Here is a 24083-nt window from a genome sequence, read left to right as displayed (position 1 = left end):
CTAAAATTTTAGTATATTTGTGTATGTTTTCACCGACACCGCTCAATTTGCCACCATTCAAAGCTAAAATATCCAAAAAGAATAATGCGGTTTATATTTTTGACGAGCTGCGAAAAAAAGAGCTGGTATTGACGCCGGAGGAATGGGTCAGGCAACATTGGATAAATTATTTGGCATTGATCAAAAATTATCCCAAGTCACTGATGAATATTGAAGGCGGGTTAAAACTAAACAGTCTTCAGCGACGGAGTGATTTATTGATTTATAACAGTAAAGGACATAAGGTGGTTTTGGCCGAATTCAAAGCACCACATATCAAGATCACACAAAAAGTATTCGAACAGATCGCCAATTATAATTCGGTGCATCGTATCCCATACTTACTGGTGAGCAATGGCATAAATCATTATTATTGCAAAGTTGACTTTGACAACGAGTCTTATCAATTTATAGAAGAGCTTCCAGATTATGCTGAAATCGGCTAAGGACTTCTAAGTGAAATGGATAAAGCATAAGCCCTATTAATAAAACGCCTTTCTTTGCTGAAAGAGACCGTATCAAAAAAATGTAAAGTAGATGTAAAACATCTTTTCACTTTATTTGATTTTTAAAATATAGTTTTATATTAGTCCTACAGAATAGAAAAAATAAAAAGATGAATATAGATAAAAACGAATTCAGAAAATATGCAGTAAAGCATCACCGCATTGGAAGTCAACATGTTGACAGTTTTATTGCTCGTACAGAGACTAGCATTCCGACAAATCTGACGCCATACATCGTTGAGGAGCGTCAATTGAACGTTGCACAGATGGATGTGTTTTCACGTTTGATGATGGATCGTATTATATTTTTAGGAAGCGGTATAGATGACCAGGTCGCAAATATTATTCAGGCACAATTGTTGTTTTTACAGTCCACTGATGCACAGCGTGACATCCAGATCTACATCAATTCACCGGGAGGAAGTGTTTACGCAGGCTTGGGTATCTACGATACCATGCAGTACATCACACCGGACGTAGCGACAATCTGTACTGGTATTGCAGCATCTATGGGCGCGGTCCTACTTGTAGCGGGAGCAAAAGGAAAACGTGCTGCTTTACGTCACTCACGTGTAATGATTCACCAACCATCTGGCGGCGCGCAGGGAGTTGCCGCAGATATGGAGATCAATTTACGTGAAATGTTAAAATTAAAAGAAGAATTATATACCATTATTTCAGAACACTCCGGACAAACTTATGAGTGGGTGGAAAAATCTTCTGATCGTGACTACTGGATGAGAGCCAACGAGGCCAAAGAATTTGGTATGATTGATGAGATTTTACTTCCTAAGAAGGAGATTATTAAATAACGATGGCGAAGAATAACGATAGAGACATTCATTGTTCGTTTTGTGGAATAAGCAAAAATGAAGCTCAGATGCTCATTGCTGGAAATGGAGCACACATCTGTGACAGATGTATCCAACAGGCAGGAGAGATTCTGGCAGAAGAATTAAAACAACGAAAAAGCAAGACATTACAGACCGCTTTAAAATTAATACGTCCCCAAGAGATCAAAACTCACCTGGATCAGTATGTGATCGGTCAAGATGACGCAAAGAAAGTAATTTCAGTAGCTGTTTATAATCACTATAAACGTCTGAACCAAAAAGTGGATAAAGATGAAATTGAAATCGAAAAATCCAATTTGATTATCGTTGGTGAGACGGGTACAGGTAAAACATTATTGGCAAAGACCGTTGCCAAAATATTGAACGTACCTTTCTGTATCGTTGATGCCACTGTACTAACTGAGGCGGGATACGTAGGAGAAGACGTGGAAAGTATTTTGACGCGCTTGCTTCAGGCCGCCGATTATGATGTTGCATCAGCAGAACGTGGTATCATCTATATCGATGAAATTGATAAAATCGCACGTAAGAGCGATAACCCTTCCATCACAAGAGATGTCTCAGGTGAAGGGGTCCAACAGGCATTGTTAAAGATTTTAGAAGGTACGGTTGTCAATGTTCCACCGCAAGGCGGACGTAAACATCCAGACCAAAAAATGATCGCTGTCAATACCAGCAACATTCTATTTATCTGTGGTGGTGCATTCGACGGAATCCAAAAGAAAATTGCAAACCGTCTGCGTACACAAACTGTAGGTTATAAGATGAATGAAGATGAAGAGGAAATCGACTTGAACAATCTATACAAGTATATCACCCCTCAGGATCTGAAGAACTTTGGCTTAATTCCAGAGTTAATTGGACGTCTTCCAGTGTTGACTTACTTAAATCCATTGGATAAGGAAACCTTGTTGAGTATTTTAACAGATCCAAAAAATGCTTTGGTCAAACAATACAAAAAGTTATTTGAGTACGAAGGTGTTGAACTGAAATTTGATCCCGAAGTATATACTTTTATTGTAGATAAAGCGGATGAATTTAAACTTGGGGCCCGGGGGCTGCGAAGTATCTGCGAAGCGATCATGCTGGATGCCATGTTTGAAATGCCATCAACGAAAGAACAAACGGGACAGAAAAGTTTGGAAATCAGCTTGGACTATGCAAAGAAGAAATTCGAAAAATCCGATCTGAAAAAGCTTAAAGTCGCTTAAAAAGAATCCCGTTCGCTGAACGGGATTTTTTTTTAACTAGTTAACCTCGTCACTGAATTTAATAACGCCCCTATCCATATTGAAATCCGTGAATAAAAAGCGCTTAAAACAAGCCAAAGCATCATAATAAAAAGAATTAAAAATCTTATATTACAATAATAACATAGCCATAACGGAATGTTGACAGACAGATAAGAGATTCGTGAAATTAAAATTTAATGACTATGACAAAGAAAAGTACAAAAAATACAGTAAATAGCCCGATAACGCCAGGTTTAAAAACCAAAGAAGAAATCGTAAACAACTGGCTTCCGCGCTATACCGGAAGACCGCTGGAAGAGTTTGGAGAATATATCCTATTGACAAATTTTTCAAAATATATCCACCTGTTTTCGGAAATGCATGACAATGCTCCGATCTATGGCGAGGACAAACCCATGCAATCCGTCACTGCTGGCGGTATTACCATTATCAATTTTGGAATGGGTAGTCCGATGGCAGCAACAGTTATGGATCTTTTATCTGCAATCAGCCCTAAGGCAGTCCTATTTCTGGGCAAAACCGGTGGGATTAAGAAAAAGATTCCGATAGGCGAGCTGATATTACCGATCGCGGCTATCCGTGGGGAAGGAACATCGAATGATTACTTTCCACCCGAAGTGCCCTCACTACCGGCCTTCGCCATGCAGAAAGCGATATCCACGACAATCCGTGATCATCAACGCGACTATTGGACAGGAACCGTATACACCACCAATAGAAGAGTCTGGGAGCATGACAAAGCATTCAAAAAGTATCTGAAGTCTATCCGTGCCATGTGCGTCGATATGGAAACAGCAACCATATTCAGTGTCGGTTTTGCAAACAAGATCCCGACAGGCGCTTTGCTGTTGGTTTCTGACCAGCCGATGGTTCCAGAGGGAGTCAAAACATCTGTCAGCGACGTCACGGTTACGGCTAAGTATGTCGAGGCACATATCAGTATAGGTATTGACGCCCTGAAACAGCTTATTAATAACGGACTGACTGTGAAACACCTTAAATTTTAAGCGTTTCATTATAAAGAAAAAGGACTGCAAATAGATTTTCCCAAAGGATAAGGAGTTCGGTCTCCAAAAACATCCTGAAAATCGGAAAAGACTAAACATTGACGATTAAAATAATGAGCTCGATATCGGGCTCATTCCTCCGATCCCTTGCTGTCAAAGTCGAATGATCAGTAGCAAGATCAATTTACTGCTCGCAATATAATAATTATGCCGCCGACCAATACGCGCTGAAAAACAGCAATTTAAAACTAATAAACACCCTACTTGATTATTAACTGATCTGTTATTAACTATAAATTGAAACGTTAACAAATGTTAATTTGCACAATAATTAAACTATTTGGCGTTATAACTTGTAATAGTAATATTACAAATAGCACATATATCATAAATTTAATCAAGCATTGTGAAGAAAAAAACATTATCTATTTTCAGCGTCTCCTTATTGATTTGTTCAGTCTTAACCACCCAGGTAAGTTGTTCTTCAAGTTCTTCCAAAGAAAATAATACCAAAGAAAAGCCTGTAGCCCTACCAGTTTATACTGTTGTCAAGTCAGATGCTACCACAATCAAGGATTATTTAGGTACCATTGAAGGAAAAGTGAATGTTGAAGTGAGACCCCAGGTTGAAGGTTTACTACAGGAAATCTATGTTGACGAAGGTTCTTTTGTGCAAAAAGGACAAAAGCTATTCAAAGTAGACCCTTCTACTTATCAAGAAAACCTAAACAATATGGTAGCAACGGAGCAGGTTGCACGGGCCAAACTCAAAAATGCGCAACTCGAAGTGGACCGTTTGAAACCATTGGTTCAAAATGATGTCATTTCAGATGTAAAGCTGGCCTCCGCCAAATCTGACTATCAGGTCGCCAAGGCCACCCTGGATCAGGCCATTGCTGCTGTACGTTCGGCACAGATCAGCAAAGACTTTACCATTATCACCGCACCTGTAAGCGGTTATATCGGACGTATTCCAAAACGTATCGGTAATTTGGTTTCCAAAGGTGACAAGGAACCCCTCACCTACCTTTCCGACATCCAGGAAGTCTATGTTTATTTCTCCATGAATGAATCCGACTTCCTATACTTTTCAAAGGCACAGGCAAAAAAAGACAGCATTGAAGGTAAGAAATACAACCAAAACCAAAAACTGGTATTTCCCCAGGTTACACTCGTTCTCGCTGATGGCGAAGAATACCCTATCAAAGGAGTTGTTGACGCTGTCAATGGACAGATCAACAGAACCACAGGTGCGATATCTTTACGTGCGACTTTTCAAAACCGGGATAACATCCTACGTTCGGGAAGCAGCGGTACATTAAAAATTGCCGAAGTAAAAAAAGATGTACTCCAGATCCCGCAGATTGCGATCAATGAGTTGCAGGATAAAACCTTTGTTTACATATTGGATCAAAATAATAAAGCGCAACGCCGCAATATCCAGCTTTCCGGTAAAAGTAAGGGCAATTACATTGTGTACTCCGGTCTCAAGGAAAACGACCGTGTCATTACCAGCGGATTTGACAAACTAACAGATGGCTCAACCGTAGCCCCTATTCCACAAAAATAATTAGCGCACGTTTTAACGTATTTACGGCAATCCTTTTTCAGGACTGCCTGAGGTATGTCTAAAATTCTTATATATGTTAAAAACCTTTATAAATAGACCTGTCTTAGCGACAGTCATTTCTATTATTTTAGTCATATTGGGCTTGGTGGGATTAAAATTGCTTCCTGTCTCCCGATTTCCCGAAATCGCACCACCGAGTGTCCTTGTATCACTGAGTTATCCCGGTGCCAATGCGGAGACCGTGGCAAAAAGTGTACTGCTTCCCATCGAAGAGGCCATTAATGGTGTCGAAGATATGACCTATATTAAATCGTCTGCCTCCAATTCAGGTTCGGGAAGCGTTTCTGTTTATTTTAAGACCGGCACAAATCCGGACATTGCCTCGGTCAATGTGCAGACCCGTATCTCAAAGGCCATCAGTTCTATTCCTGCTGAAGTAAACGAGGCCGGAATTACCGTTATGCCACGTCAGACGGGAGTCATCATGACCATCAACCTTTATTCAGATCATCAGGATAAAGCCTATGACGAGACCTTTCTGCAGGCCTACGCGCAGATCAACCTGATGCGGCCCCTATTACGTGTAGACGGTGTCGCACAGGTATCCCGGCTCGGTGCAAGGGATTATGCCATGCGACTCTGGCTGAATCCTGAAAAACTGGCCCTTTATAATCTGGTTCCTCAGGACATTATGAATGCCATCAAAGATCAAAACTTTGAGATTGCCCCAGGGAAATTTGGGGAGACTTCCGACGAAGCATTTGAAACCGTCATTCGGCATAAAGGACGTTTTACGACACCCGAAGAATTTCAAAGCATCGTCATCAAGACAAACAACGACGGGTCGGTCCTCTACCTCAAGGACGTAGCGCGGGTAGAATTTGGTGCCACCAATCTCAGTAGCGACAATAAGGTAAACGGTCACCCCGGACTAACGCTCAATCTGACCCAGACCAGTGGTTCCAATGCCCACGATATCGACATAGCCGTTCGAAAAGTGCTCGAAGAACAAGCCAAGACATTCCCAAAAGGATTACATTATGAGGTGACTTACTCCGTGCGTGACCAGATCGATGAATCCATCAATCAGGTTGAACATACCCTCTTTGAAGCCTTTATTCTGGTTTTTATCATTGTTTTTATATTCTTACAAGATTTTAGATCCACCTTAATTCCGGCAATTGCCATACCTGTCTCTTTGATCGGTACCTTCTTTTTCCTGCAGCTCTTTGGTTTCTCGCTCAATGTATTGACAATGTTTGCCTTGGTGCTGGCTATCGGTATTGTTGTGGATGATGCAATCGTTGTTGTTGAAGCTATCCATGAGAAGATGCACAGTACGGGATTAAAACCCAAAGCTGCAACATTGTCGACCATGTCAGAAATTACGGGTGCAATCCTCTCGATTACTATGGTCATGGCGGCGGTATTTTTGCCGGTCGGTTTTATGGAAGGGCCTGCGGGTATCTTTTACCGGCAATTTGCGTACACGCTGGCAACAGCGATCTTGATTTCGGCGCTGAATGCCCTGACATTGAGTCCTGCTTTATGCGCGCTATTACTTAAGGCACCAAAGCATCAAAAAGAAGACGAGCAAAAGTCAAGAATCAACCAGTTCAAAGATCGTTTCTTTAAGGCATTCAATACCTCTTTTGATCGCCTGACGGCCCGATACGTAACCATAGTACAGTTATTGATCAATCATAAAAGAATAGCCTGGATAGGCCTGATATTGATTACTGCGATCGGTGTCATTTTGATGATCAGAACACCGAAGAGTTTTATCCCAACCGAAGATGACGGTTTTATCACCTATAACATCGCACTGCCTCCAGGGGCTTCGTTAAGCCGCACGACAGAAGTACTCCGTCGTGCTGATAGTCTACTGAAAAAGAGAAAAGATATCGAAGGCATGACGACAGTATCTGGCTTCAATGCACTGGACGGTAGTTCAAGTCCTGCCTTTGCTGCAGGTTACATTACCCTTAAACCGCATGCCAAACGCAAGCACATTAAAAATATCAATGCTTTTATGGACACCATAAGAAACGATCTGGCACAGATAAATGAGGCTACATTTACAGTATTCCCGAGACCAACAGTACAAGGATTTGGTGATTTTGCGGGTATTGAAATGGTTCTTCAAGACCGTATGGGTGGAGACGTCAGGGATTTTAACACCATTGCCGATACTTTTATCAGCCAGCTGAATACCCGTCCTGAAATCCGTAGTGCCTACACCAGTTTTAAATCCAATTTCCCACAATACGAGGTAAACATTGATGCCGTAAAAGCGAAATCACTCGGTGTTGAGATCAAAGATCTGATGTCTACGATCCGTTCCTACTTTGCGCGTGTACAGGCCAGTGACTTCAATCGCTTTGGCCGGCAATACCGTGTATACGTGCAGTCCGATTTTGATTTCCGGAAAGATCCGGAGTCTTTCAATTCAATTTTCGTACGGAACAACAAGGGCGAGATGGTACCCATCAATACCATTTTGACATTAGAAAAAACCGTCGGTCCTGAAACCATTACCCGTTACAATCTATACAACGCCATTGCGGTCAATATCACACCAGCCGAGGGCTACAGTACCGACGATGCCATGCAGGCCATCCAAAAGCTGGCGGACGAAAAGTTACCCGGAAATTATGGCTTTGAATGGACGGGAATGAGTTACGAAGAGAGCCAATCGGGATCTCAGACCATTCTGATCTTTGTTTTGAGTATCTTATTTGTTTACTTTTTGCTTTCGGCACAGTATGAAAGTTATATCCTACCCTGGGCGGTTTTGCTGTCCATACCTGTTGGCCTGATCGGTGTTTTTTCAGTGATCAATCTTGTCGGCTTACAGAATAACATCTATGTACAGGTTGGTTTGATCATGCTGATCGGTCTGCTGGCTAAAAACGCAATCCTCATTGTTGAATTTGCCGTTCAGGAACGCAAAAATGGAAAAAGTATCGTGGAAGCAGCGATCAGTGGGTCAAAACTGCGGTTGAGACCGATCCTGATGACCAGTCTCGCGTTTGTGGCGGGTCTGGTCCCCCTGATGTGGACGGTTGGCCCATCCGCCATAGGTAATCACTCCATTAGCTTCAGCGCTGCGGGAGGGATGTTATTAGGTGTTGCCTTCGGCATCTTTATTATTCCGGTACTGTTTGTTGTTTTCAAAGGTCTGGATGAAAAATTACAGGATAAACTCGCTAAAGAAGAAGAAGAATGAAGAACATAAAAAAATACATTTCAGCGCTATGTCTAGCTACGGGGCTACTGATTTCGATGAATGCCTGTAAAATCGGTAAAGATTATGTTCAGCCCAAATTAAAACTACCCAGTACTTTCCGTGGCGATACATTGGATTTTTTTGGAGATACCTCAAGTATGGGGCTGATCCATTGGAAAACCTTCTTTCATGATCCCACGCTCAAGATGCTGATCGATTCAGCACTTGCCAACAATTTTGAAATGAAAACAGCACTGCTGAATCTGCAGATCTCCAACAGAGTTCTGGCACAGAATAAATCAAATTATTTACCAAGTGTAAGCGCCACCCTAGCCAATGGAAGCCGTACCTGGCGATCGAAAGATTTTGGAAGCGGCCCCCTCACAAAGTATTATGACCGCAAAGGTGAAAAAGCGCCCGAAAATATGTTTGTCTATCAATCCCAGTTTGGTTCTGACATCAGTTTCAGCTGGGAAATAGATATCTGGAAAAAGATCAGCAGCAAGCAAGAGCAGCTTTTAGCCGAGTATCTGGATACACAAGAAGCCAAAAATGCGATTCAGACCAATATCATTACGTCTGTCGCCAAAGGCTATTTCAACCTACTGATGTTAGATGCCAAGATTGAAGTAGCCAAACGTAATGTTCAGCTGAATGACAGCACATTGCGCATGATCAAGCTTCAATACACCGCTGGAGAGATCACTGCACTGGCCATTCAGCAAACAGAATCTCAGCGTCTGCTAGCAGCCTCACTGGTACCAGAATTAGAAAAGCAGATTGTTATTCAGGAGAATGCCCTTCAGACATTAACGGGAAAACTCCCCGACAGCATCAAGCGCGGAACTTCATACGAACATCTCTTTGCCGAAAGCAAAGAGATATCCTTAGGTTCACCCGTCGAAATTATACGAAATCGGCCAGATATCCGCTCCTCTGAGTTTCAACTGATGGCCGCCAATGCGAACGCCAATATTCAGCAGGCCATGCGCTACCCTTCGTTCAATATAGGCGGTGTGCTCGGTGTAAATGCGATGCTTCCCCGAAACTGGTTCAATATTCCCGGAGCCCTATTAGGTGGCATCACCGGCAATCTGACCACACCTATATTCAAGAATAAAACATTAAAAACACAATATGAAGTTGCGAAACTGGAACGGGATAAAGCCGAAATCCAGCTTCAACAGAAAGTGGTTGAAGCCGTTGCCGAAGTCTCCAATGCTGTAGTAACAGTAGACAAACAGCGGGAACAGCTTGAACTGGCAAGAAAAAGAGTGGACAATGCACATCTTGCGGTAAAAAATGCAAACTTGCTCTTCAAAAGCGGATATGCAACGTACCTGGAAGTCATCACCGCCCAAAGCAATGCCTTAGATAGTGACTTAGATCTCGTCGAATTGCGCCAGCAACATCTGGATGGATTCTTAGATCTCTACCGATCTTTAGGAGGTGGTTGGAGATAATGATTTAAAACTCTATTTTTGTCTTATGACACCAGAGGAATTACAAGAATATTTTCAGTCACGGGACTTGCCCAAATCACTGGAGATACAACAAGATATGCAAGTATTTGATGTGGAGCGATTTATCAGCACAAGTTTTATCCATGTTGGATTATGGAAAAAAGACCTGAACAAATGCCCTTCATGGGTCAGGCTCTTAAAGTTTAAAGAAGCATTGGAAAATAGCGAAAAAGCCTAACAAATGTTAGGCTTTTTATTTTTTTAGCTGAGTTGCTTCAACAATACGGACATCTCCTCCTTCGAAAAGATCTGCTCCGCTCCTCCCGCCAGCATTTCAAGGCGTTCACACTCATCACTACTCGAGGTCAGACCAAAAATACGAATGGCGGGAAACTTATCCCTGACTATCTTCGCGGTTTCAATTCCATTTAAGATCGGCATGTGCAGATCCAATATACATACCTCAGGGAGTGCGTTTTTATGTTCAGTCAAATAGTCGATCAGATCTCTACCATTAGCAGCGCAATAAATTATTTCCAATGAATGGGATTGGGCCATTGCCTTCATCATGACATGATGGATCATCGCATCATCTGCGTAGACAATCTTACATTTGCTTTTGGTATCCATTCGAAAAAGATCTCATTCAACTAATTAATATAATAAAATTCTATAAATATGTGATAAAAATAAAAAATTTGATAAGAAGTTAGCAAAAATTATGTTAATATGCAAATCTTATTAAAAAAAATGCACAACAGCTCTTCCGTTAAATTCAGTTAGTTCGAATAATAAGAACATCATTAGGTAGTAAAATGTTGCTTAGACAATAAGTCTAACTCATTTGGATCAGTCGAAGGATTTAATTTAACGACAACATGATATCATTAAAAGTCATCCGCTATAATTTCAGCCACTCGCCCCACCTGGCCATCCGTCAGTCTTACTTTTATCCCTCTTGAATGATAAGATGAGGATGTCAGTAAATCCTTTACAATGCCTTCTGTGAGATTACCGCTACGTTGGTCCTTTTTCAAAATAATATTGACCAACATTCCTGGTTTTACGTCCGCTCTATTTCTTCCGTCCATGGTCAAATGTAAGAAATAAAAAAGGAGTTTTCCAAAAGAAAACTCCCCTATTTTTTGTTGAATTATGTATTTTTTTTCCTCCCCCTATATACGCCGGGGTCCTTGCTGTGATCACCAAGACCTATATTTTTTGTTTTCAGCAATATACGTCAGCAGTTAATGGATCTTGGCTTATTACAACGACAAGATCGCCTGGAATATTCCTATTAATGATGGTGTTCCATCACAGCCATGCGTCAATCTATTTGAACAACTTGAAAATATCATTTCCGAATATAAACACCATCAGGCCCAAAAGGATAAAGAATCCGACCATTTGTGCTTTTTCTAGAAATTTTTCACTCAGCGGTTTGCCTTGAATCATCTCAATCAGTAAGAATACAACGTGACCGCCATCCAGTGCTGGAATAGGTAACAAATTCATAAACGCAAGAGCCATTGAAAGCATACCAACCAAAGACCAGAACCGAATCCAATCTACTTCAGTGCCGAACAGTGTAGCAATACCGATAGGTCCAGATAGCGCTTTATCAGCACGCACCTCTCCTTTGAAGATTTTACCGAATCCTTTTGCATTATCCGTGATTACCGTAAATGCTTTTTTAGCACCGATCGGAAAAGCTTCCATAAGTGTATAATGCGTTGTAAACGACTTGATCGAATTATCATGATTGACACTGATACCCAACATCGCATCCGCTGGTACATTTCCTTTTAGGGAAACCTCCGCTCCCGCACGGATTACTTTAATGGCAACAGGTTTATTGATATTTGCTTTAACTAATGTTCTGAATTGATCAAAGAAAGGTACCGGAGTGTCATTTAGAGCAACAATACTATCTCCTTTAACGAAGCCCATCTTGCTGGCCACGGATCCCGGAGCCACCTGTGCTACACTTGTTGTTTTAAAACGAGGTTCAATAAACTTCTCCCCCTTTTTATCGGACAAGGTATTCAATAAGTCTGCTGGGACCTTGATTTCTTTTGTCGCGCCATCACGTTCTACCGTAAGAGCCACACCGCCCATCAATACTTTCGAACTGATTAACTCAGAGTAATTTTCAACGCGTTGCCCATCTATTGCGACGACTTTATCACCGGCCTTCAGACCGATAGATTCACCGATAGATCCCGGTACGATACCGTTTACCAATTGATCCATCTTGACATCTGTATTGCCCATTTTGAAGGTCAACATCCAAAAGACAAGAATACCTACGACAATATTGACAATAATACCACCCAACATCACAATCAGACGTTGCCATGCCGGTTTGGAGCGGAACTCCCAAGGCTGCGGCTCGCCCTTCAACTGTTCAGTATCCATTGACTCGTCGATCATACCGGCAATCTTGACATAGCCACCCAAAGGCAACCAGCCTATACCATACTCACAGCCTTTATAATTGAATTTAAACAACTTCACTCCCCATGCATCAAAGAACAAATAGAATTTCTCCACTTTAATGCCAAATGCACGTGCTGCTAAAAAATGTCCTAACTCATGTAGAACAATTAAAATTGACAAGCCTAAAATCACTTGTCCGACCATAATTAAAACACCCATGTATGCTTTCTATATTTAATCTTTGATTATTTCTTTTGTTATTAACCGCGCCAACCGATCAGTTTCCAAATAGTCTTCCAGTGTCGGATTAGCTATAAATTCCACTCTATCCAAGGTACGCTCGATCACATCGCTCATTTCCAGAAAGCCGATTTTATCGTCTAAAAAAGCGCCTACAACGACCTCATTAGCGGCGTTCAGTATACAGGATTTATTTCCGCCGGCACGAAGAGTTGCGTAAGCCAGTGCCAAGTTACGAAACGTTTCCATATCCGCTTTTTCAAAATGAAGCGTTGGATAGTCCATAAAATTGAACCGTTCGAAATTATTTTCAAATCGGGCAGGATAAGTCAATGCGTATTGAATAGGCAACTTCATATCCGGTACCCCCATTTGTGCTTTCATCGAACCATCTTTAAATTGGACCAGGGAGTGCACGATTGACTGCGGATGTACGATAACATCCACCTGATCAATGGCAAGATCGAAAAGCCATTTTGCTTCGATTACTTCCAATCCCTTATTCATCAATGAAGCGGAATCTATCGTAATTTTTGCTCCCATAGACCAATTGGGATGTTTTAAGGCCTGTACTTTCGTTACCTGTAACAGTTCATCCCGTTTTCTCCCGCGAAAGGGTCCCCCAGAGGCAGTCACGTAAATTTTCTCAATCGGATTTTGGTCCTCGCCAACCAGACATTGGAAGATTGCCGAATGTTCGGAATCTACAGGTAACATATTGACACCATATTCTTTGACCAAGGCCATGATCAGCTCCCCTGCGACCACAAGGGTCTCCTTATTGGCCAGGGCAATATCTTTCCCGGCTCGGATGGCCGTTACGGTAGGTTTTAATCCTGCAGAACCAACAATCGCATTTAAAACAATAGCAATTTCGGCATATTGCACCGCCTCAATCAGGCCCTCTTCACCGTATAAGACAGCCGTCTCCTGAGATGCCAAGGCTTCTTTAACTTTTTTATATTGGATAGGATCGGTCACAACGACCGATTTTGGTTTAAACTCTAACGCTTGTTTGATCAATAATTCGCCATTGCTGCCGCAAGTCAGAACAACTGCCTCAAACTTATCCGAAAAGGCTCTAATAACATCCAAGGCTTGTGTACCGACACTACCCGTTGCCCCTAAAATGGCAATTCCTTTTTTACTCAAAACCTTCTCTCTTTATTAAAATATATTATTCAAAATCTTCGGATCCTCTCCACCGTGGTAGTCCGACATCATTTCCCGGTAAGCAACCGAGACAACAATACAAGCCAAAGGTACCACTAAGAACGAGCTCACAAGGTTCAAAATAATAAAAATTATGTAATATTCTAAATAATTAAAATACATCTGCAGTAATTGAAAAAAAGCAAATACTGCCAAGATCAATAATAATTTGAATACATTTCCTTTGGTCAACGCAAAACTAAAGCGTAATGACTTAAAGGTTCCCGCATGTTTATCAATGATAAAGAAAGGGTAAAACGCTACACGAATAATCAAAATAAAAGTCAGTATTGCTGCTACGAAAACTACAAAAACTGTAAATTTACCCATGATTTCAGCACGATTTTCGCCATTTTCAAATAAATACAAAAATGGAAGCGATACTGCTCCCAATAGCATCAATAACGCAATAGACATTACCATGATACTCAGCATTGCGCCGAAAAAACAAGCTAATTCTTTTGAACTTGGTATGCAATGGATCAATTTTTTATCCTCGTTACCATCGATGAGATTGAGGATATATTTAAACAAAGTAAGATTCAGTCCAAAATACATTACCATAAAAAAGAAGGCCATAAAACCACTCAGTACCACATTAAAATCACTGATCGTCGTGGCCAAAAAATTAGATAAACCAGAGGTTACAAACAGTAAAAAACACAAGCCAGCAACCGAAAAATAATGCTTTTTCAGTAGCTCCAACGACCTATTAAAAACTTCATTTACGGCAAAAGTACTTTCCTTTAGGAATTGAATCATTTTTTCTTTGAATAAACTTTTACAAAGATGCCATTATTTTTAATTTTCAACAATTTACACCCACATAAAATTGACATTTTTTGTATTTTTTAACATAAAAAAAACCTTGTCCTAGCGAAAGATAAGGGTTTTTGAAAAGAATCGCAGTATAGATTACTTAAACTCTTTTGGAAGTGGTTTTTCCAATAAATATTGGTAATAGAAACGCGCACGCTCATTAAAGTCATATTTACTTTTTGAACGGTCAAATCCATGACGGCTGCCCGGATAGATCATCAATTCAAAGGGTACGCTCCGATCTGTTAATATATCAACCAGTTGAGTCGTATTCTGCAAGTGAACATTGTCATCCATATCGCCATGCATAATACGTAATACACCTTTGTAATTGTCTGTATAGGTCAATACGGATCCCGCTTTGTAACCATCAGGATTATCCTGCGGTGTATCCATCCAACGTTCGGTGTAATGGGTATCGTACAACTCCCAAGACGTCACCGGAGCACCGGCAATGCCAAAGTCAAATACATCAGCCGCTTTCGTCATCGCCAGACAGGTCATGTAACCACCATAGCTGTGGCCAGTGATCAATACTTTGTTTTTAGCTACCCAAGACTGAGATTTCAACCATTTTACGATGGTAGAATAATCGATAATTTCCCAATGTCCCAGATTACGGTGCATATAAGCTACGCCTTGTTTACCGAAGTGGCCAGAAGCCCTGTGATCCGCGGATACCTGGATAACACCTTCATTCGCCCAATACTGATTGCCTGTACCTTTCCAGGTATCCTTTACAGTACCCGCATCCGGACCACCATAGATACTGAAAACAACTGGATAAGTTTTCGATTTGTCAAAATCCGTAGGATACGTGATCGTCAGTGGCAAATCAAATAGACCGTCATCTGATTTGATATGTAAATATTCTGTTTTACCGTAGGTGTATGAACTAAAGTCCGCAGCTTTGCTATCCGCCAGTTGACGTACCACTTTGCCCTGATTATCCACTAAAGCAAAACGGTCCGGTGTGCTCACATTAGAATACCGGGTGATAAAATACTTGCCATCAGGTGATACGTTGACATCATGTGAATATTCACCAAAGGTCAAACGTTTCAGATTTTTACCCGAGTAATCTACGCGGTACAGATCAAAACGGGCCGAATTTTCCTTACGTGCGGTAAAATAAAGCACTTTATTTTTCTCGTCTATCCGTTTGATTTCGGTCACCTGCCAATCGCCAGATGTAATCGGATTTACTAAAGTGCCATCCAACTTATACAGGTAATAATGTGCCCAGCCCGTTTTATCCGATTTTAAAATGTAATACTTGTTGTCGGCAAGGTAAGTAATACGCTCATCATGATCCAGGTTGATCCATGAAGACTGCCGTTCATCGTAAATTTCCTTTTTCGAGCCTGTATTTGGATCCACCTGGTAGAATTTCAGGTTGTTCTGATCCCTGTTCATCCATTGCACCATGATATTTTTACTATCAAAAGCCCAATATGGCTGCCCGAAATACTGATCATCCTTCTCATTGAAATCCGCCCAAGTTACCTTGCCCCCGTTCAGCTGCACGATACCCATTTTGACTTCAGGATTGGGGTCACCCGCTTTCGGATAACGGGTCTCTTCGAGATAACCATGCTGTCCTTTGGATGAATAAATGGGGAACATCGGCACTTTGGTATCATCAAAGCGCATAAAAGCGATCTTCTTGCTATCTGGAGACCACCAAAAAGCTTTATAATTTGTCGAACGACCCAAAATTTCCTCATAGTAAACCCAAGAAGACCAGCCGTTGTAGATGACATCAGTGCCGTCGTTGGTATATTGTGCTTCTTTTCCCGTATTTACTTCCACGCTATACAAGTTGCTTTTGCGTGTGAAGGCCACATATTGACCATCTGGCGATAAAGTTGGATTCTGTTCGGCAATCTCGGGTGAATTGGTCAGTTTTTTTGCTGTTCCAGAGCCATTTTTGATAAAAATATCATTATTCTCAACATAGACCACAGTCCCCTCTTTTGCTGGAATAGTATAGATACTTCTCTTGCCCGATTTGACATCGACCTGATAGAGCCGGCTATCGTTGACATCATTTTCGAGATAAGCAGCTCCATCCGCCCAGCCCGGATATTGATTTGTGCGCACAGTCAAAGACTGTTTCTGTCCCCAGGATTGCGCAAAATCCAATTTTTTCTGCGCAAAAGTCAGATCATGCACAAAAAACACAATAGATGCGCCTAAGAGCACTCTTGATACTGTATTCATTAATTCTTGGATATGTTTATTAATTATTTCAGCTAAGATAAAGAATTGCGGTAAATAACAACGATTTTACCTGTAACAAGCTTATTCAGTCCGATACTTGCCAGATGACCATTCTTTAAATGGGGAGGATTTTACGGCCTACCGATAATTTTCAAAAAGAGCAAGCTGCACACCTTCTTTTGGAAAATCGGTCTCTTCGACGAAATTAGAAATTGAAATGCCAAGCAGCCTCACCTTATTAGCTAAAGCAATCTTACTCAACAGACTATGGGCTGTCGCATAAATTTTCTCTTCGGAATCAAAACTTGTATCCAGTGTAAGGCTCCGTGTCAGCTGCACGAAATCAGCATACTTAAGTTTCAGCGTCAATGTCCTGCCCGATATTTCCTTTTTTCCGATACGCTCCCAAAGCTGTCTACTCAGTCTCTGAAGAATGGCGTTCAGTTCTTCAAAAGTTTCGATATCAGCCTCAAAAGTATCCTCTATTCCGACCGATTTACTGCTCCGATTGGGGGTGACCGGTCGGTCGTCTATGCCGCGGACAATACGGTAAAAAAAATGTCCGGTCTTACCAAACCAACGCACCAGATCGTCCTCACGCTGCTTTTTGAGGTCCATACCGGTAAACAAACCCAGCTCGTGCATTTTCTTGGCGGTCACCTTACCCACACCAAAGAATTTCTCTACCGGTAAGGATTCCATAAATTTCAGGATCTTTGAAGGACCGATAAATGTGAGGCCGTTGGGTTTATCCATATCGGAAGCAATCTTTGCAACGAATTTATTAACGGAAACTCCGGCAGAGACAGTCAGATTAAGTTCTTCCTTAATCGCGGTTTTAATCGCCCTTGCGATGTCAATAGCTGAACCGATACCCTGTTTGTCCATCGTTACATCCAGAAAGGCCTCATCCAGCGACAAAGGTTCAATCAAGTCAGTATACCGCTGAAAGATTTCCCGGATCTGATAGGAAACCTGTTTATATACCTCAAACCGCGGGCGGGTAAATATGATATCCGGGCAGAGCTGAAGTGCTTTACGGGAGCTCATGGCAGATTTTACCCCAAATTTGCGGGCTTCGTAACTCGCTGTCGCCACGACACCCCGTCCATCTGGCGAACCACCTACCGCGATAGCCTTACCTCGGTATTCCGGAAAATCCCGCTGTTCTACAGATGCATAAAAAGCATCCATATCCAGATGGATAATCTTACGGTATGTTTGGGGTGAATCCATTATCCAAATTTACAAAAATTAGCAGGAATCAAGACAATTCGCAACCAAATACTAATATAATTAGCTTACTTAGCCAATTATCAGGCAGTTAATATTTTAATCGTATAATTAGCTTTTTGTTTGTCAATTTCTCAACCCGTTATAATTGGCCGAGTTCTTGTGAGAATAGGTTTTCAGTTAAAACCGTTTCAATGTGCCTACAATATAGAATGGACATGAATAACTTGAAGTGACAGTATCGTTGGATAAAATGAAAAGAAAATAATACAGTAAAAACTAGCGTAAAAATTATGGAAAATTTACCGGAACAAAAAAAGACTAAATCAGGATTTAAGAAATTTCTATTTATTCTGTTGCTCTTTTTGTTAGTAGGCTTTGGGTCTTATGGTTACTGGAAATACTATTACGTCTTTGGTGAAGGCGTAAAATCAGGTTATCTAAATTTTGCTGTCAAAAAAGGCAATATATTTAAAACCTATGAAGGAAAGCTCATTCAGGAAGGATTTGGCAGTGCCAAGACAGGCGGAATTGCCAGCAATCAATTCGAATTTTCCATCGAAGATGACTCGATATTCCGCCAGCTGGAACTAAATAGCGGTAAATATTTTGACCTTCGGTACAAAGAGTACCATGGCGTATTGCCCTGGCGTGGCAATACGGTATATGTAGTTGACAAGATCATTAATATGAAATGATGAAGGAGGGTATCCCCTCCTTTTATGCTGAGTGCACATCTCTTACAGTTAACTGTTCTCCAAAATAGCTTTTGAGTATCGTGCCATCACCATGCAATGTCCACACTTCCCGTGGAGCAACCAGCTTAATGTAATGCAAGATATCGTTCCAGTCCACATGATCCGATATATACAACTCAATATCATTCTGTGCCTGTAGCCGTTTCCATCCGGAGGCAAAGGCACGCAATACTTTTGTAGCCCTAAAATAACTGTTGAAGGTCATGGGCGGCACCAGATAAACCTTATTCTGTTCACCCTGCTTCATTTCTCTGCGGTTGTAAGGTTCATAGCTCATTTTTTTAAGCCCATGCTCATCATATAGGCGATGATAAGGCAATATTCCACTGTGTACCAACACCCTTCTTTCCGGGCAGTACCTATTGATCAGATCCGTCACCCGTTGCGCTTTACCAAGCACGTAAGTTCCCAATAGAATATTACTGGCATGTCCCTCAAGTTTCTTGATCTCTGCAATGGGGTCGGGATGGATGATCTCCGGATTTGCGAACGTACTTTCAGTGATCAACACATCAGCCTGTTGCAACTCGATGGGTTCACAGGTCTCATCAGGCTGCAGTTTATAGTCACCCGTATACAAATAACGTACCCCCTTGTATTCCATTAAGATCTGTGCCGAGCCCAAGATATGACCTGCGGGTAGAAAAGTAATTTCCACCGGACCTATTTTAAAAGTGCCGTTAAATAACTTGACCTGGTAGGAATCCTTGCGATTCTGCTTATAGCGATAGCTCATAAACAATGCTGTCCCATTGGTACAATAGACATAATCATGCCCTGAACTGGCGTGATCGCCATGGGCATGTGACACCACATTATGCGCTACAGGGCTGCCCGCATCGATAAAAAAGTCGCCATAACAGCAATAATACCCTTCCGGTTTTCTGACCAGAAAGTCAGACAATATGATAGACATATATTTATTTTAGAAATTTCTGATGCAATGTCCACACTTGCGGTAGTAGTGGAGTGATTCCATCGTTAACGATGACGAAGTCCGCAAGCTGCAATTTTTCCTCGTCAGACAATTGTTTGTTAATACGTTCGCGTACCTGTTGTTCCGTTGCGCCATCCCGCTCGATGACACGTTGTATACGAATATCCATTGGAGCAGTGACCAATATGGTATAATCCAAGTCTTTATAGGAGCCGCTTTCAAAAAGCAGTGCAGCCTCTTTAAGGGAATAACGTGTCGTCTGGCGCTCGGCCCAATCTTTCGCTTCCTGAATGACAATCGGGTGTACAATGCTATTTAACAGTTCCAGTTTTTCCTTATCCGAAAAAACCATATCAGCAAGGAAAGCCCGATCCAACCGGCCCTCCTTGTACGTTGCTTCCCCAAACTGCTCAATCAATTTCTCTTTGATCCTTGCATCGGAATTCATCAGTCTTTTGGCTTCTTCATCCGCATTATAGACCGGTATCCCCAAGGCTTCAAAAAGCTTGCAGATAAACGTTTTTCCGGAACCTATTCCGCCTGTTATTCCTATCTTCAGTCCCATTTTATCACGCTATTTTCGTACAAAGAAGTCCACATTTTGTGGCACAACACTGATAATCTTACAGTAATCCGGCACCTTGGTCAGCAGTATCGGCAGGTATTGCACCTCATTTTTCTCCCAATCTGCCAAATCCACCACCGCCTCAAAATCACGGGATGTATAATTGTTATAATCCTTGACCGACATCAATACCGTGATCACCACTTTACTGGGATTGGGCCTTACGGAACTATAACGCTGTCCATTTTCAACTTTTACAGGCAGTTCAATAACCTTCTCCGTCAACTCCCCTACGGGCATCAGCACCTCCACGGATGTGGGATAGACATTGATATTTCCCTTTTGATTGCGGGCGAGATTGGCCACCGTGCGCACATCAGTTTCCACCTCTTTTCCACGAACAGTATCTGTTTCCCAATATTCTATGGTTGAAACATCCTCGTATGGTCCTGTTATGGTCACGTATGCAGGTGTCACTTTAGTATCAGCGATAACACCATATCCCTTTTTAAATAAGATATTGGACAATGGCTTTACAGGAACCTTGCGCTGTGTTTGTTTTGAGAAATCGAAAAACAGGGTATCAGGGCTCACCGATACCACACGTTGTTCATGTGGAAACTGGCGGTTGATAAATCCTAGCTGATTAGAAAATACGATCCAATCTTTTGTTTTCAAAGAGCTGAGGTCCACCTGCACCTTGGGTGTTTCCAATGCCGCTTTCGAAAAGAGGAATTGCCATCCCGTCATCTCGAGCTTTACTTTGACCGTGTCCGATTGTTGTGGGTGAAAAGCTCTTTTTTCGGGCAGGTTGACATATTCTATCGCAGCCTTGACAGATACTGTATATTGGTTGGAAATTGAAAACAACAACCAAGCCAGCAACGAAATTGCAACACAACGCACAAAGGTGTTAATCTTGCGCCGTTGGGTCTTATTTAGTCGAACTGCATTTGCCATGTTACAAACTTAATCAATTTGCGTAAAAATCAGTTACAGCATTCATTTTTATCTGAAACATTGTCATTCCATAATAACATAAATCATGTGTAATACTTTGATCAAGTGCAGTTTTCAGCCATTTTGGTTTTGTGATGTTCAACGACATAATGAGCTGCTTCAATAATTTTGTAATCCTATCGGATTTCGATTCGATATAAACTTTGCATAACTTCCAATCATTATATAATCGACTTTCGATTGTTCGAGATTTCTCCAAAAGTTCCATATCTCCTCCTCAAATATATCCATAGACTATTTTTAGGAAAGGGTTTATGTAGAATTTTAACCTTTTTAAGCGTTTGCTGAATTTGTAAAGACGCATAGTCATTTCAGGTCGTTCTTTATATGTACGGCTAAGACCTTTTTTCAATAAATCAATCTCAGTTTCGCCAAATGACCGAGAGGGATTTTCTTTGTTACTATGTATTATAAATTTAGTTAAAAACTATCTCTTTACAAAGATGCACCACGATCTGGGCCTCCATTTAACGTACCCAACCGCTCCATCACCTTTTTCTCCTTTTTCGCCAGGATTTTGAGTGTTTCTGAAGCTTGTTGTATATACTCAACCCGAGCTGTCTCACTTATTTGATAAAACAAGTCCGAAACGGATCTCCATAAAAAGGCTATTTCCACAAATTCTTGATGTGCCTCATGAAGTTGCTCAATATGAAGCAGGTCATAACCTTCCTTTAGAAAATCGCGATATAAATTTCTGAACAGCGCACCTCCTGTACCCGCTCTTTCCATAAGATTGGCAGCCATTTTAAATTCGGTGGCTATATCCTTACTCCTATTAAACCATTTTAAAAGCTCCTGACTTGTCTTCACAATCCCCCTGTAAGAAATATTTGTAATGGGCGGATTGAGATATTCGTTTGCATTATTGACTATAGCGGAAATGACGGATTTTTTTAAGTCATAGTCTTCACTCTTTCGCTCTATGGTGTAGTATAAGTTGTTGGAAGCCATTGGCCCTTTCTCCGCCCTAGCCAAAGCCAGGCTATCGAGCGAGGTTTTGACTTTCCCACCCTGCTGTCTGGTATCGACCAAAAAAGCATTTTGATTGTCATAACCATAAATCGCCACATAATGCCCAGCGAAATGGAACGGATTGGTGAAATACTCAAGGTAGTAGGCATCAAGTTTGAGCCCGACGATTTGCCCCTTATCCAAAAGCTGTTTGACCTGTTGCCAGGCCTTTGTTTTCGAGGTAGTTTCCCTTACAGAAAGCTCGAGATTGAGGTTTTTACAGAGATTCTTTGTCAACAGATCAGTCTTGATGCGTCCACCCAAAAAAGGAAAATCCATTGTTTTCATATTCCAATAGATAAAACTAAGTCCCTCCCCGAGCCCAAAAAGCATGGGTTCGGAAAGTTCAATTCCAAGCTGCCGCAGTAACGTTCCGGTGGCTGTAGTTTCACAATGTTGTCCGTCAAACGCTTTTAGACTGCTCATGATTTTTTCTTTTGCTTAAAATTAACCGTCTAAACTGACATCACTATGTCAACAGGTGAAATGAGATTGCGGGAAAATAGCTATGCCAACAAAAAAGCTTATTACACCACAACAATTAATCAAACATGTTTAAATACTGATACAATACAAGACACTCTTTATCATTGGTTTATAAACGAGCAATCTAACATAGCAGCTTTCAGAAAAAACAGTTTATTATGGAATTAAATATACACTAAACAAAACTGAAATTCTGTCAAATTGATAAAGTGAACATTTTAAAAAACATCGCTATTCAACTAATCTCGTTACTACTATAGTAGATCTATTTAAAATCATAATTCGCGCCATCATATTTTATTTTTTGTAACTTTGATATAGCATCAATAACAAGAGTAAAGATGGAAATTACAGTAAAAATAGACAAACGGAGCAAACAAGCAAAAGCTTTTTACGAATACCTTAAAACGCTACCTTTTGTAGAAATTCAAGAGCCTCGGTACAATAAAGAAACTGAACAGGCGATAAAAGACGCCAAAGCCGGTAAAACATCTGAAATATCACTTACAGATTTCAGAAAGGAGCTTTTTTCATAGTGTATACATTAGAGCAAACCGGTCAGTTCAAAAAAGACATCAAATTAGCAAAAAAACGTGGTTTTGATATGGGGCTACTTAATGAGCTAGTTACCACTTTAGTTGAACAAGGTGTGCTTTCACAAAAATATAAGCCCCATAAGTTAACTGGTAATTATAAAGGCTTTTGGGAATGCCATATTCAGCCAAATTGGCTGCTGATATGGGAACAAAATGAAACCATTAAACTTGTTACACTTACAAGGACAGGTACTCATAGTGACCTGTTTTAGCTTCCCTCCGTATTAGCTATGGCTCCAATAATATAGCAAGCGACCAGGCATTTCCCCAAAAACATCATCAAGACAGCAAGTATCGTCAATACGGTCAGTCTCTTGTCTCGAGCGTCAATATTTATCTTCATAATTGAACGCATAAGCCATTAAGTTCTAAAAATTTATTTTCAATAGTAACGCTTTCAATTTTACCTAAGTTGATGATTCCTAAAGCCAAAATCACTTTTGAAGGTCAAAGTATCTATGGGAATGCTCTTCGCCATGTTAGGTACAAGCTAACAATTGCTTCATACCAACTTCTCTATTAATAGGGTAAATACAGGGGATTAACGGGGGGTTAACAGGGGTATAACAGGGGTAAATCCCTATTAACTCCTTATTACTATGCTGTAAAAATAGTGTTAC

General features: G+C 41.0%; 22 protein-coding genes. 11 read left to right on the top strand and 11 right to left on the bottom strand.

The window, feature by feature from the left end; translation table 11 throughout:
• Window positions 1-23 precede the first annotated feature (23 nt).
• From G6053_RS10290 to G6053_RS10255, 8 genes are all read left to right on the top strand, one after another.
• Window positions 24-485 (top strand): type I restriction enzyme HsdR N-terminal domain-containing protein, encoded by a 462-nt coding sequence (locus tag G6053_RS10290; protein ID WP_108632185.1) that lies wholly within the window; start codon window positions 24-26, stop codon window positions 483-485.
• A 170-nt stretch (window positions 486-655) separates the two neighbouring features.
• A complete protein-coding gene (clpP, locus tag G6053_RS10285; RefSeq protein ID WP_104382492.1) occupies window positions 656-1357 on the top strand; it encodes an ATP-dependent Clp endopeptidase proteolytic subunit ClpP in 702 nt (233 codons plus the stop codon).
• A 2-nt stretch (window positions 1358-1359) separates the two neighbouring features.
• On the top strand, window positions 1360-2610 hold the full coding sequence (gene clpX / locus G6053_RS10280) for an ATP-dependent Clp protease ATP-binding subunit ClpX (RefSeq protein ID WP_108632186.1): 1251 nt from the start codon (window positions 1360-1362) through the stop codon (window positions 2608-2610).
• A 224-nt stretch (window positions 2611-2834) separates the two neighbouring features.
• Window positions 2835-3659: an AMP nucleosidase gene (locus tag G6053_RS10275; protein ID WP_077435194.1), complete on the top strand. Its 825-nt coding sequence runs from the start codon at window positions 2835-2837 to the stop codon at window positions 3657-3659.
• A 406-nt stretch (window positions 3660-4065) separates the two neighbouring features.
• The gene (locus G6053_RS10270; protein ID WP_241254976.1) at window positions 4066-5229 is read left to right on the top strand and encodes an efflux RND transporter periplasmic adaptor subunit; all 1164 of its coding nucleotides are present in this window, start codon (window positions 4066-4068) and stop codon (window positions 5227-5229) included.
• A 73-nt stretch (window positions 5230-5302) separates the two neighbouring features.
• Entirely contained in the window at window positions 5303-8458 is a 3156-nt protein-coding gene (locus G6053_RS10265; RefSeq protein ID WP_165306373.1) for an efflux RND transporter permease subunit, read from the top strand.
• Window positions 8455-9921 carry an efflux transporter outer membrane subunit gene (locus tag G6053_RS10260; protein ID WP_165306372.1) on the top strand — a complete coding sequence of 489 codons (1467 nt, stop codon included), beginning with the start codon at window positions 8455-8457 and terminating at the stop codon, window positions 9919-9921. Before G6053_RS10265 ends, G6053_RS10260 begins: the two co-directional genes overlap by 4 nt.
• A 25-nt stretch (window positions 9922-9946) precedes the next feature.
• Complete coding sequence (locus G6053_RS10255) at window positions 9947-10159, top strand: hypothetical protein (protein WP_108632191.1); 213 nt, start codon at window positions 9947-9949, stop codon at window positions 10157-10159.
• 23 nt (window positions 10160-10182) lie between these two features.
• Here the strand turns inward: G6053_RS10255 and G6053_RS10250 are convergent, their stop codons facing one another.
• The 7 genes from G6053_RS10250 to dinB all read right to left on the bottom strand — a co-directional run bounded on the left by G6053_RS10250 (window position 10183) and on the right by dinB (window position 18090).
• Window positions 10183-10551 carry a response regulator gene (locus G6053_RS10250; protein ID WP_165306371.1) on the bottom strand — a complete coding sequence of 123 codons (369 nt, stop codon included), beginning with the start codon at window positions 10549-10551 and terminating at the stop codon, window positions 10183-10185.
• 257 nt (window positions 10552-10808) lie between these two features.
• Window positions 10809-11012, bottom strand: coding sequence for a YwbE family protein (locus tag G6053_RS10245; RefSeq protein ID WP_121122101.1), 204 nt, complete (start codon window positions 11010-11012; stop codon window positions 10809-10811).
• Window positions 11013-11253: 241 nt separating this feature from the next.
• Entirely contained in the window at window positions 11254-12579 is a 1326-nt protein-coding gene (gene rseP, locus G6053_RS10240; protein ID WP_108632194.1) for an RIP metalloprotease RseP, read from the bottom strand.
• A 15-nt stretch (window positions 12580-12594) separates the two neighbouring features.
• Window positions 12595-13752, bottom strand: coding sequence for a 1-deoxy-D-xylulose-5-phosphate reductoisomerase (locus G6053_RS10235; RefSeq protein WP_165306370.1), 1158 nt, complete (start codon window positions 13750-13752; stop codon window positions 12595-12597).
• A 15-nt stretch (window positions 13753-13767) separates the two neighbouring features.
• Window positions 13768-14574, bottom strand: coding sequence for a beta-carotene 15,15'-monooxygenase (locus G6053_RS10230; RefSeq protein ID WP_108632196.1), 807 nt, complete (start codon window positions 14572-14574; stop codon window positions 13768-13770).
• Window positions 14575-14727: 153 nt separating this feature from the next.
• Window positions 14728-16854, bottom strand: coding sequence for a S9 family peptidase (locus G6053_RS10225; RefSeq protein ID WP_165306369.1), 2127 nt, complete (start codon window positions 16852-16854; stop codon window positions 14728-14730).
• 138 nt (window positions 16855-16992) lie between these two features.
• Window positions 16993-18090 (bottom strand): DNA polymerase IV, encoded by a 1098-nt coding sequence (gene dinB / locus G6053_RS10220; RefSeq protein ID WP_165306368.1) that lies wholly within the window; start codon window positions 18088-18090, stop codon window positions 16993-16995.
• A 290-nt stretch (window positions 18091-18380) separates the two neighbouring features.
• Here dinB and G6053_RS10215 point away from each other — a divergent pair, with 290 nt between their 5' ends.
• The gene (locus tag G6053_RS10215) at window positions 18381-18785 is read left to right on the top strand and encodes a hypothetical protein (RefSeq protein ID WP_165306367.1); all 405 of its coding nucleotides are present in this window, start codon (window positions 18381-18383) and stop codon (window positions 18783-18785) included.
• A 22-nt stretch (window positions 18786-18807) separates the two neighbouring features.
• On the opposite strand, the gene G6053_RS10210 is transcribed toward G6053_RS10215, so the two are convergent.
• From G6053_RS10210 to G6053_RS10195, 4 genes are all read right to left on the bottom strand, one after another.
• Window positions 18808-19761: an MBL fold metallo-hydrolase gene (locus G6053_RS10210; RefSeq protein ID WP_241254975.1), complete on the bottom strand. Its 954-nt coding sequence runs from the start codon at window positions 19759-19761 to the stop codon at window positions 18808-18810.
• 4 nt (window positions 19762-19765) lie between these two features.
• Complete coding sequence (coaE, locus tag G6053_RS10205) at window positions 19766-20347, bottom strand: dephospho-CoA kinase (RefSeq protein ID WP_108632202.1); 582 nt, start codon at window positions 20345-20347, stop codon at window positions 19766-19768.
• A gap of 9 nt (window positions 20348-20356) precedes the next feature.
• Window positions 20357-21307, bottom strand: a complete 951-nt coding sequence (locus G6053_RS10200; RefSeq protein ID WP_108632203.1) for a CdaR family protein — start codon at window positions 21305-21307, stop codon at window positions 20357-20359.
• A 495-nt stretch (window positions 21308-21802) separates the two neighbouring features.
• Window positions 21803-22807, bottom strand: a complete 1005-nt coding sequence (locus G6053_RS10195; RefSeq protein WP_165306366.1) for a BtrH N-terminal domain-containing protein — start codon at window positions 22805-22807, stop codon at window positions 21803-21805.
• A gap of 401 nt (window positions 22808-23208) precedes the next feature.
• On the opposite strand from G6053_RS10195, the gene G6053_RS10190 reads away from it, so the two are divergent.
• Window positions 23209-23403, top strand: a complete 195-nt coding sequence (locus G6053_RS10190) for a hypothetical protein (protein WP_165306365.1) — start codon at window positions 23209-23211, stop codon at window positions 23401-23403.
• Window positions 23403-23675, top strand: a complete 273-nt coding sequence (locus G6053_RS10185) for a type II toxin-antitoxin system YafQ family toxin (protein ID WP_165306364.1) — start codon at window positions 23403-23405, stop codon at window positions 23673-23675. The genes G6053_RS10190 and G6053_RS10185 overlap by 1 nt, the downstream gene beginning before the upstream one ends.
• Window positions 23676-24083: the final 408 nt, after the last annotated feature.

The sequence above is a fragment of the Sphingobacterium sp. DR205 genome (genome assembly GCF_011064245.1).
Lineage (GTDB): Bacteria > Bacteroidota > Bacteroidia > Sphingobacteriales > Sphingobacteriaceae > Sphingobacterium > Sphingobacterium athyrii.
The sequence above is the reverse complement of the archived record's forward strand: the minus strand, read 5'-3'. Positions and strand labels throughout refer to the sequence as shown.

Bases quoted from the DNA above. Each gene is read 5' to 3' on its own strand.
- G6053_RS10290 (WP_108632185.1), top strand. From the start codon at position 24: ATGTTTTCACCGACACCGCTCAATTTGCCACCATTCAAAGCTAAAATA.
- clpP (WP_104382492.1), top strand. From the start codon at position 656: ATGAATATAGATAAAAACGAATTCAGAAAATATGCAGTAAAGCATCAC.
- clpX (WP_108632186.1), top strand. From the start codon at position 1,360: ATGGCGAAGAATAACGATAGAGACATTCATTGTTCGTTTTGTGGAATA.
- G6053_RS10275 (WP_077435194.1), top strand. From the start codon at position 2,835: ATGACAAAGAAAAGTACAAAAAATACAGTAAATAGCCCGATAACGCCA.
- G6053_RS10265 (WP_165306373.1), top strand. From the start codon at position 5,303: ATGTTAAAAACCTTTATAAATAGACCTGTCTTAGCGACAGTCATTTCT.
- G6053_RS10260 (WP_165306372.1), top strand. From the start codon at position 8,455: ATGAAGAACATAAAAAAATACATTTCAGCGCTATGTCTAGCTACGGGG.
- G6053_RS10255 (WP_108632191.1), top strand. From the start codon at position 9,947: ATGACACCAGAGGAATTACAAGAATATTTTCAGTCACGGGACTTGCCC.
- G6053_RS10250 (WP_165306371.1), bottom strand. From the start codon at position 10,551: ATGGATACCAAAAGCAAATGTAAGATTGTCTACGCAGATGATGCGATG.
- G6053_RS10245 (WP_121122101.1), bottom strand. From the start codon at position 11,012: ATGGACGGAAGAAATAGAGCGGACGTAAAACCAGGAATGTTGGTCAAT.
- rseP (WP_108632194.1), bottom strand. From the start codon at position 12,579: ATGGGTGTTTTAATTATGGTCGGACAAGTGATTTTAGGCTTGTCAATT.
- G6053_RS10230 (WP_108632196.1), bottom strand. From the start codon at position 14,574: ATGATTCAATTCCTAAAGGAAAGTACTTTTGCCGTAAATGAAGTTTTT.
- G6053_RS10225 (WP_165306369.1), bottom strand. From the start codon at position 16,854: ATGAATACAGTATCAAGAGTGCTCTTAGGCGCATCTATTGTGTTTTTT.
- dinB (WP_165306368.1), bottom strand. From the start codon at position 18,090: ATGGATTCACCCCAAACATACCGTAAGATTATCCATCTGGATATGGAT.
- G6053_RS10215 (WP_165306367.1), top strand. From the start codon at position 18,381: ATGGAAAATTTACCGGAACAAAAAAAGACTAAATCAGGATTTAAGAAA.
- G6053_RS10210 (WP_241254975.1), bottom strand. From the start codon at position 19,761: ATGTCTATCATATTGTCTGACTTTCTGGTCAGAAAACCGGAAGGGTAT.
- coaE (WP_108632202.1), bottom strand. From the start codon at position 20,347: ATGGGACTGAAGATAGGAATAACAGGCGGAATAGGTTCCGGAAAAACG.
- G6053_RS10200 (WP_108632203.1), bottom strand. From the start codon at position 21,307: ATGGCAAATGCAGTTCGACTAAATAAGACCCAACGGCGCAAGATTAAC.
- G6053_RS10195 (WP_165306366.1), bottom strand. From the start codon at position 22,807: ATGAGCAGTCTAAAAGCGTTTGACGGACAACATTGTGAAACTACAGCC.
- G6053_RS10190 (WP_165306365.1), top strand. From the start codon at position 23,209: ATGGAAATTACAGTAAAAATAGACAAACGGAGCAAACAAGCAAAAGCT.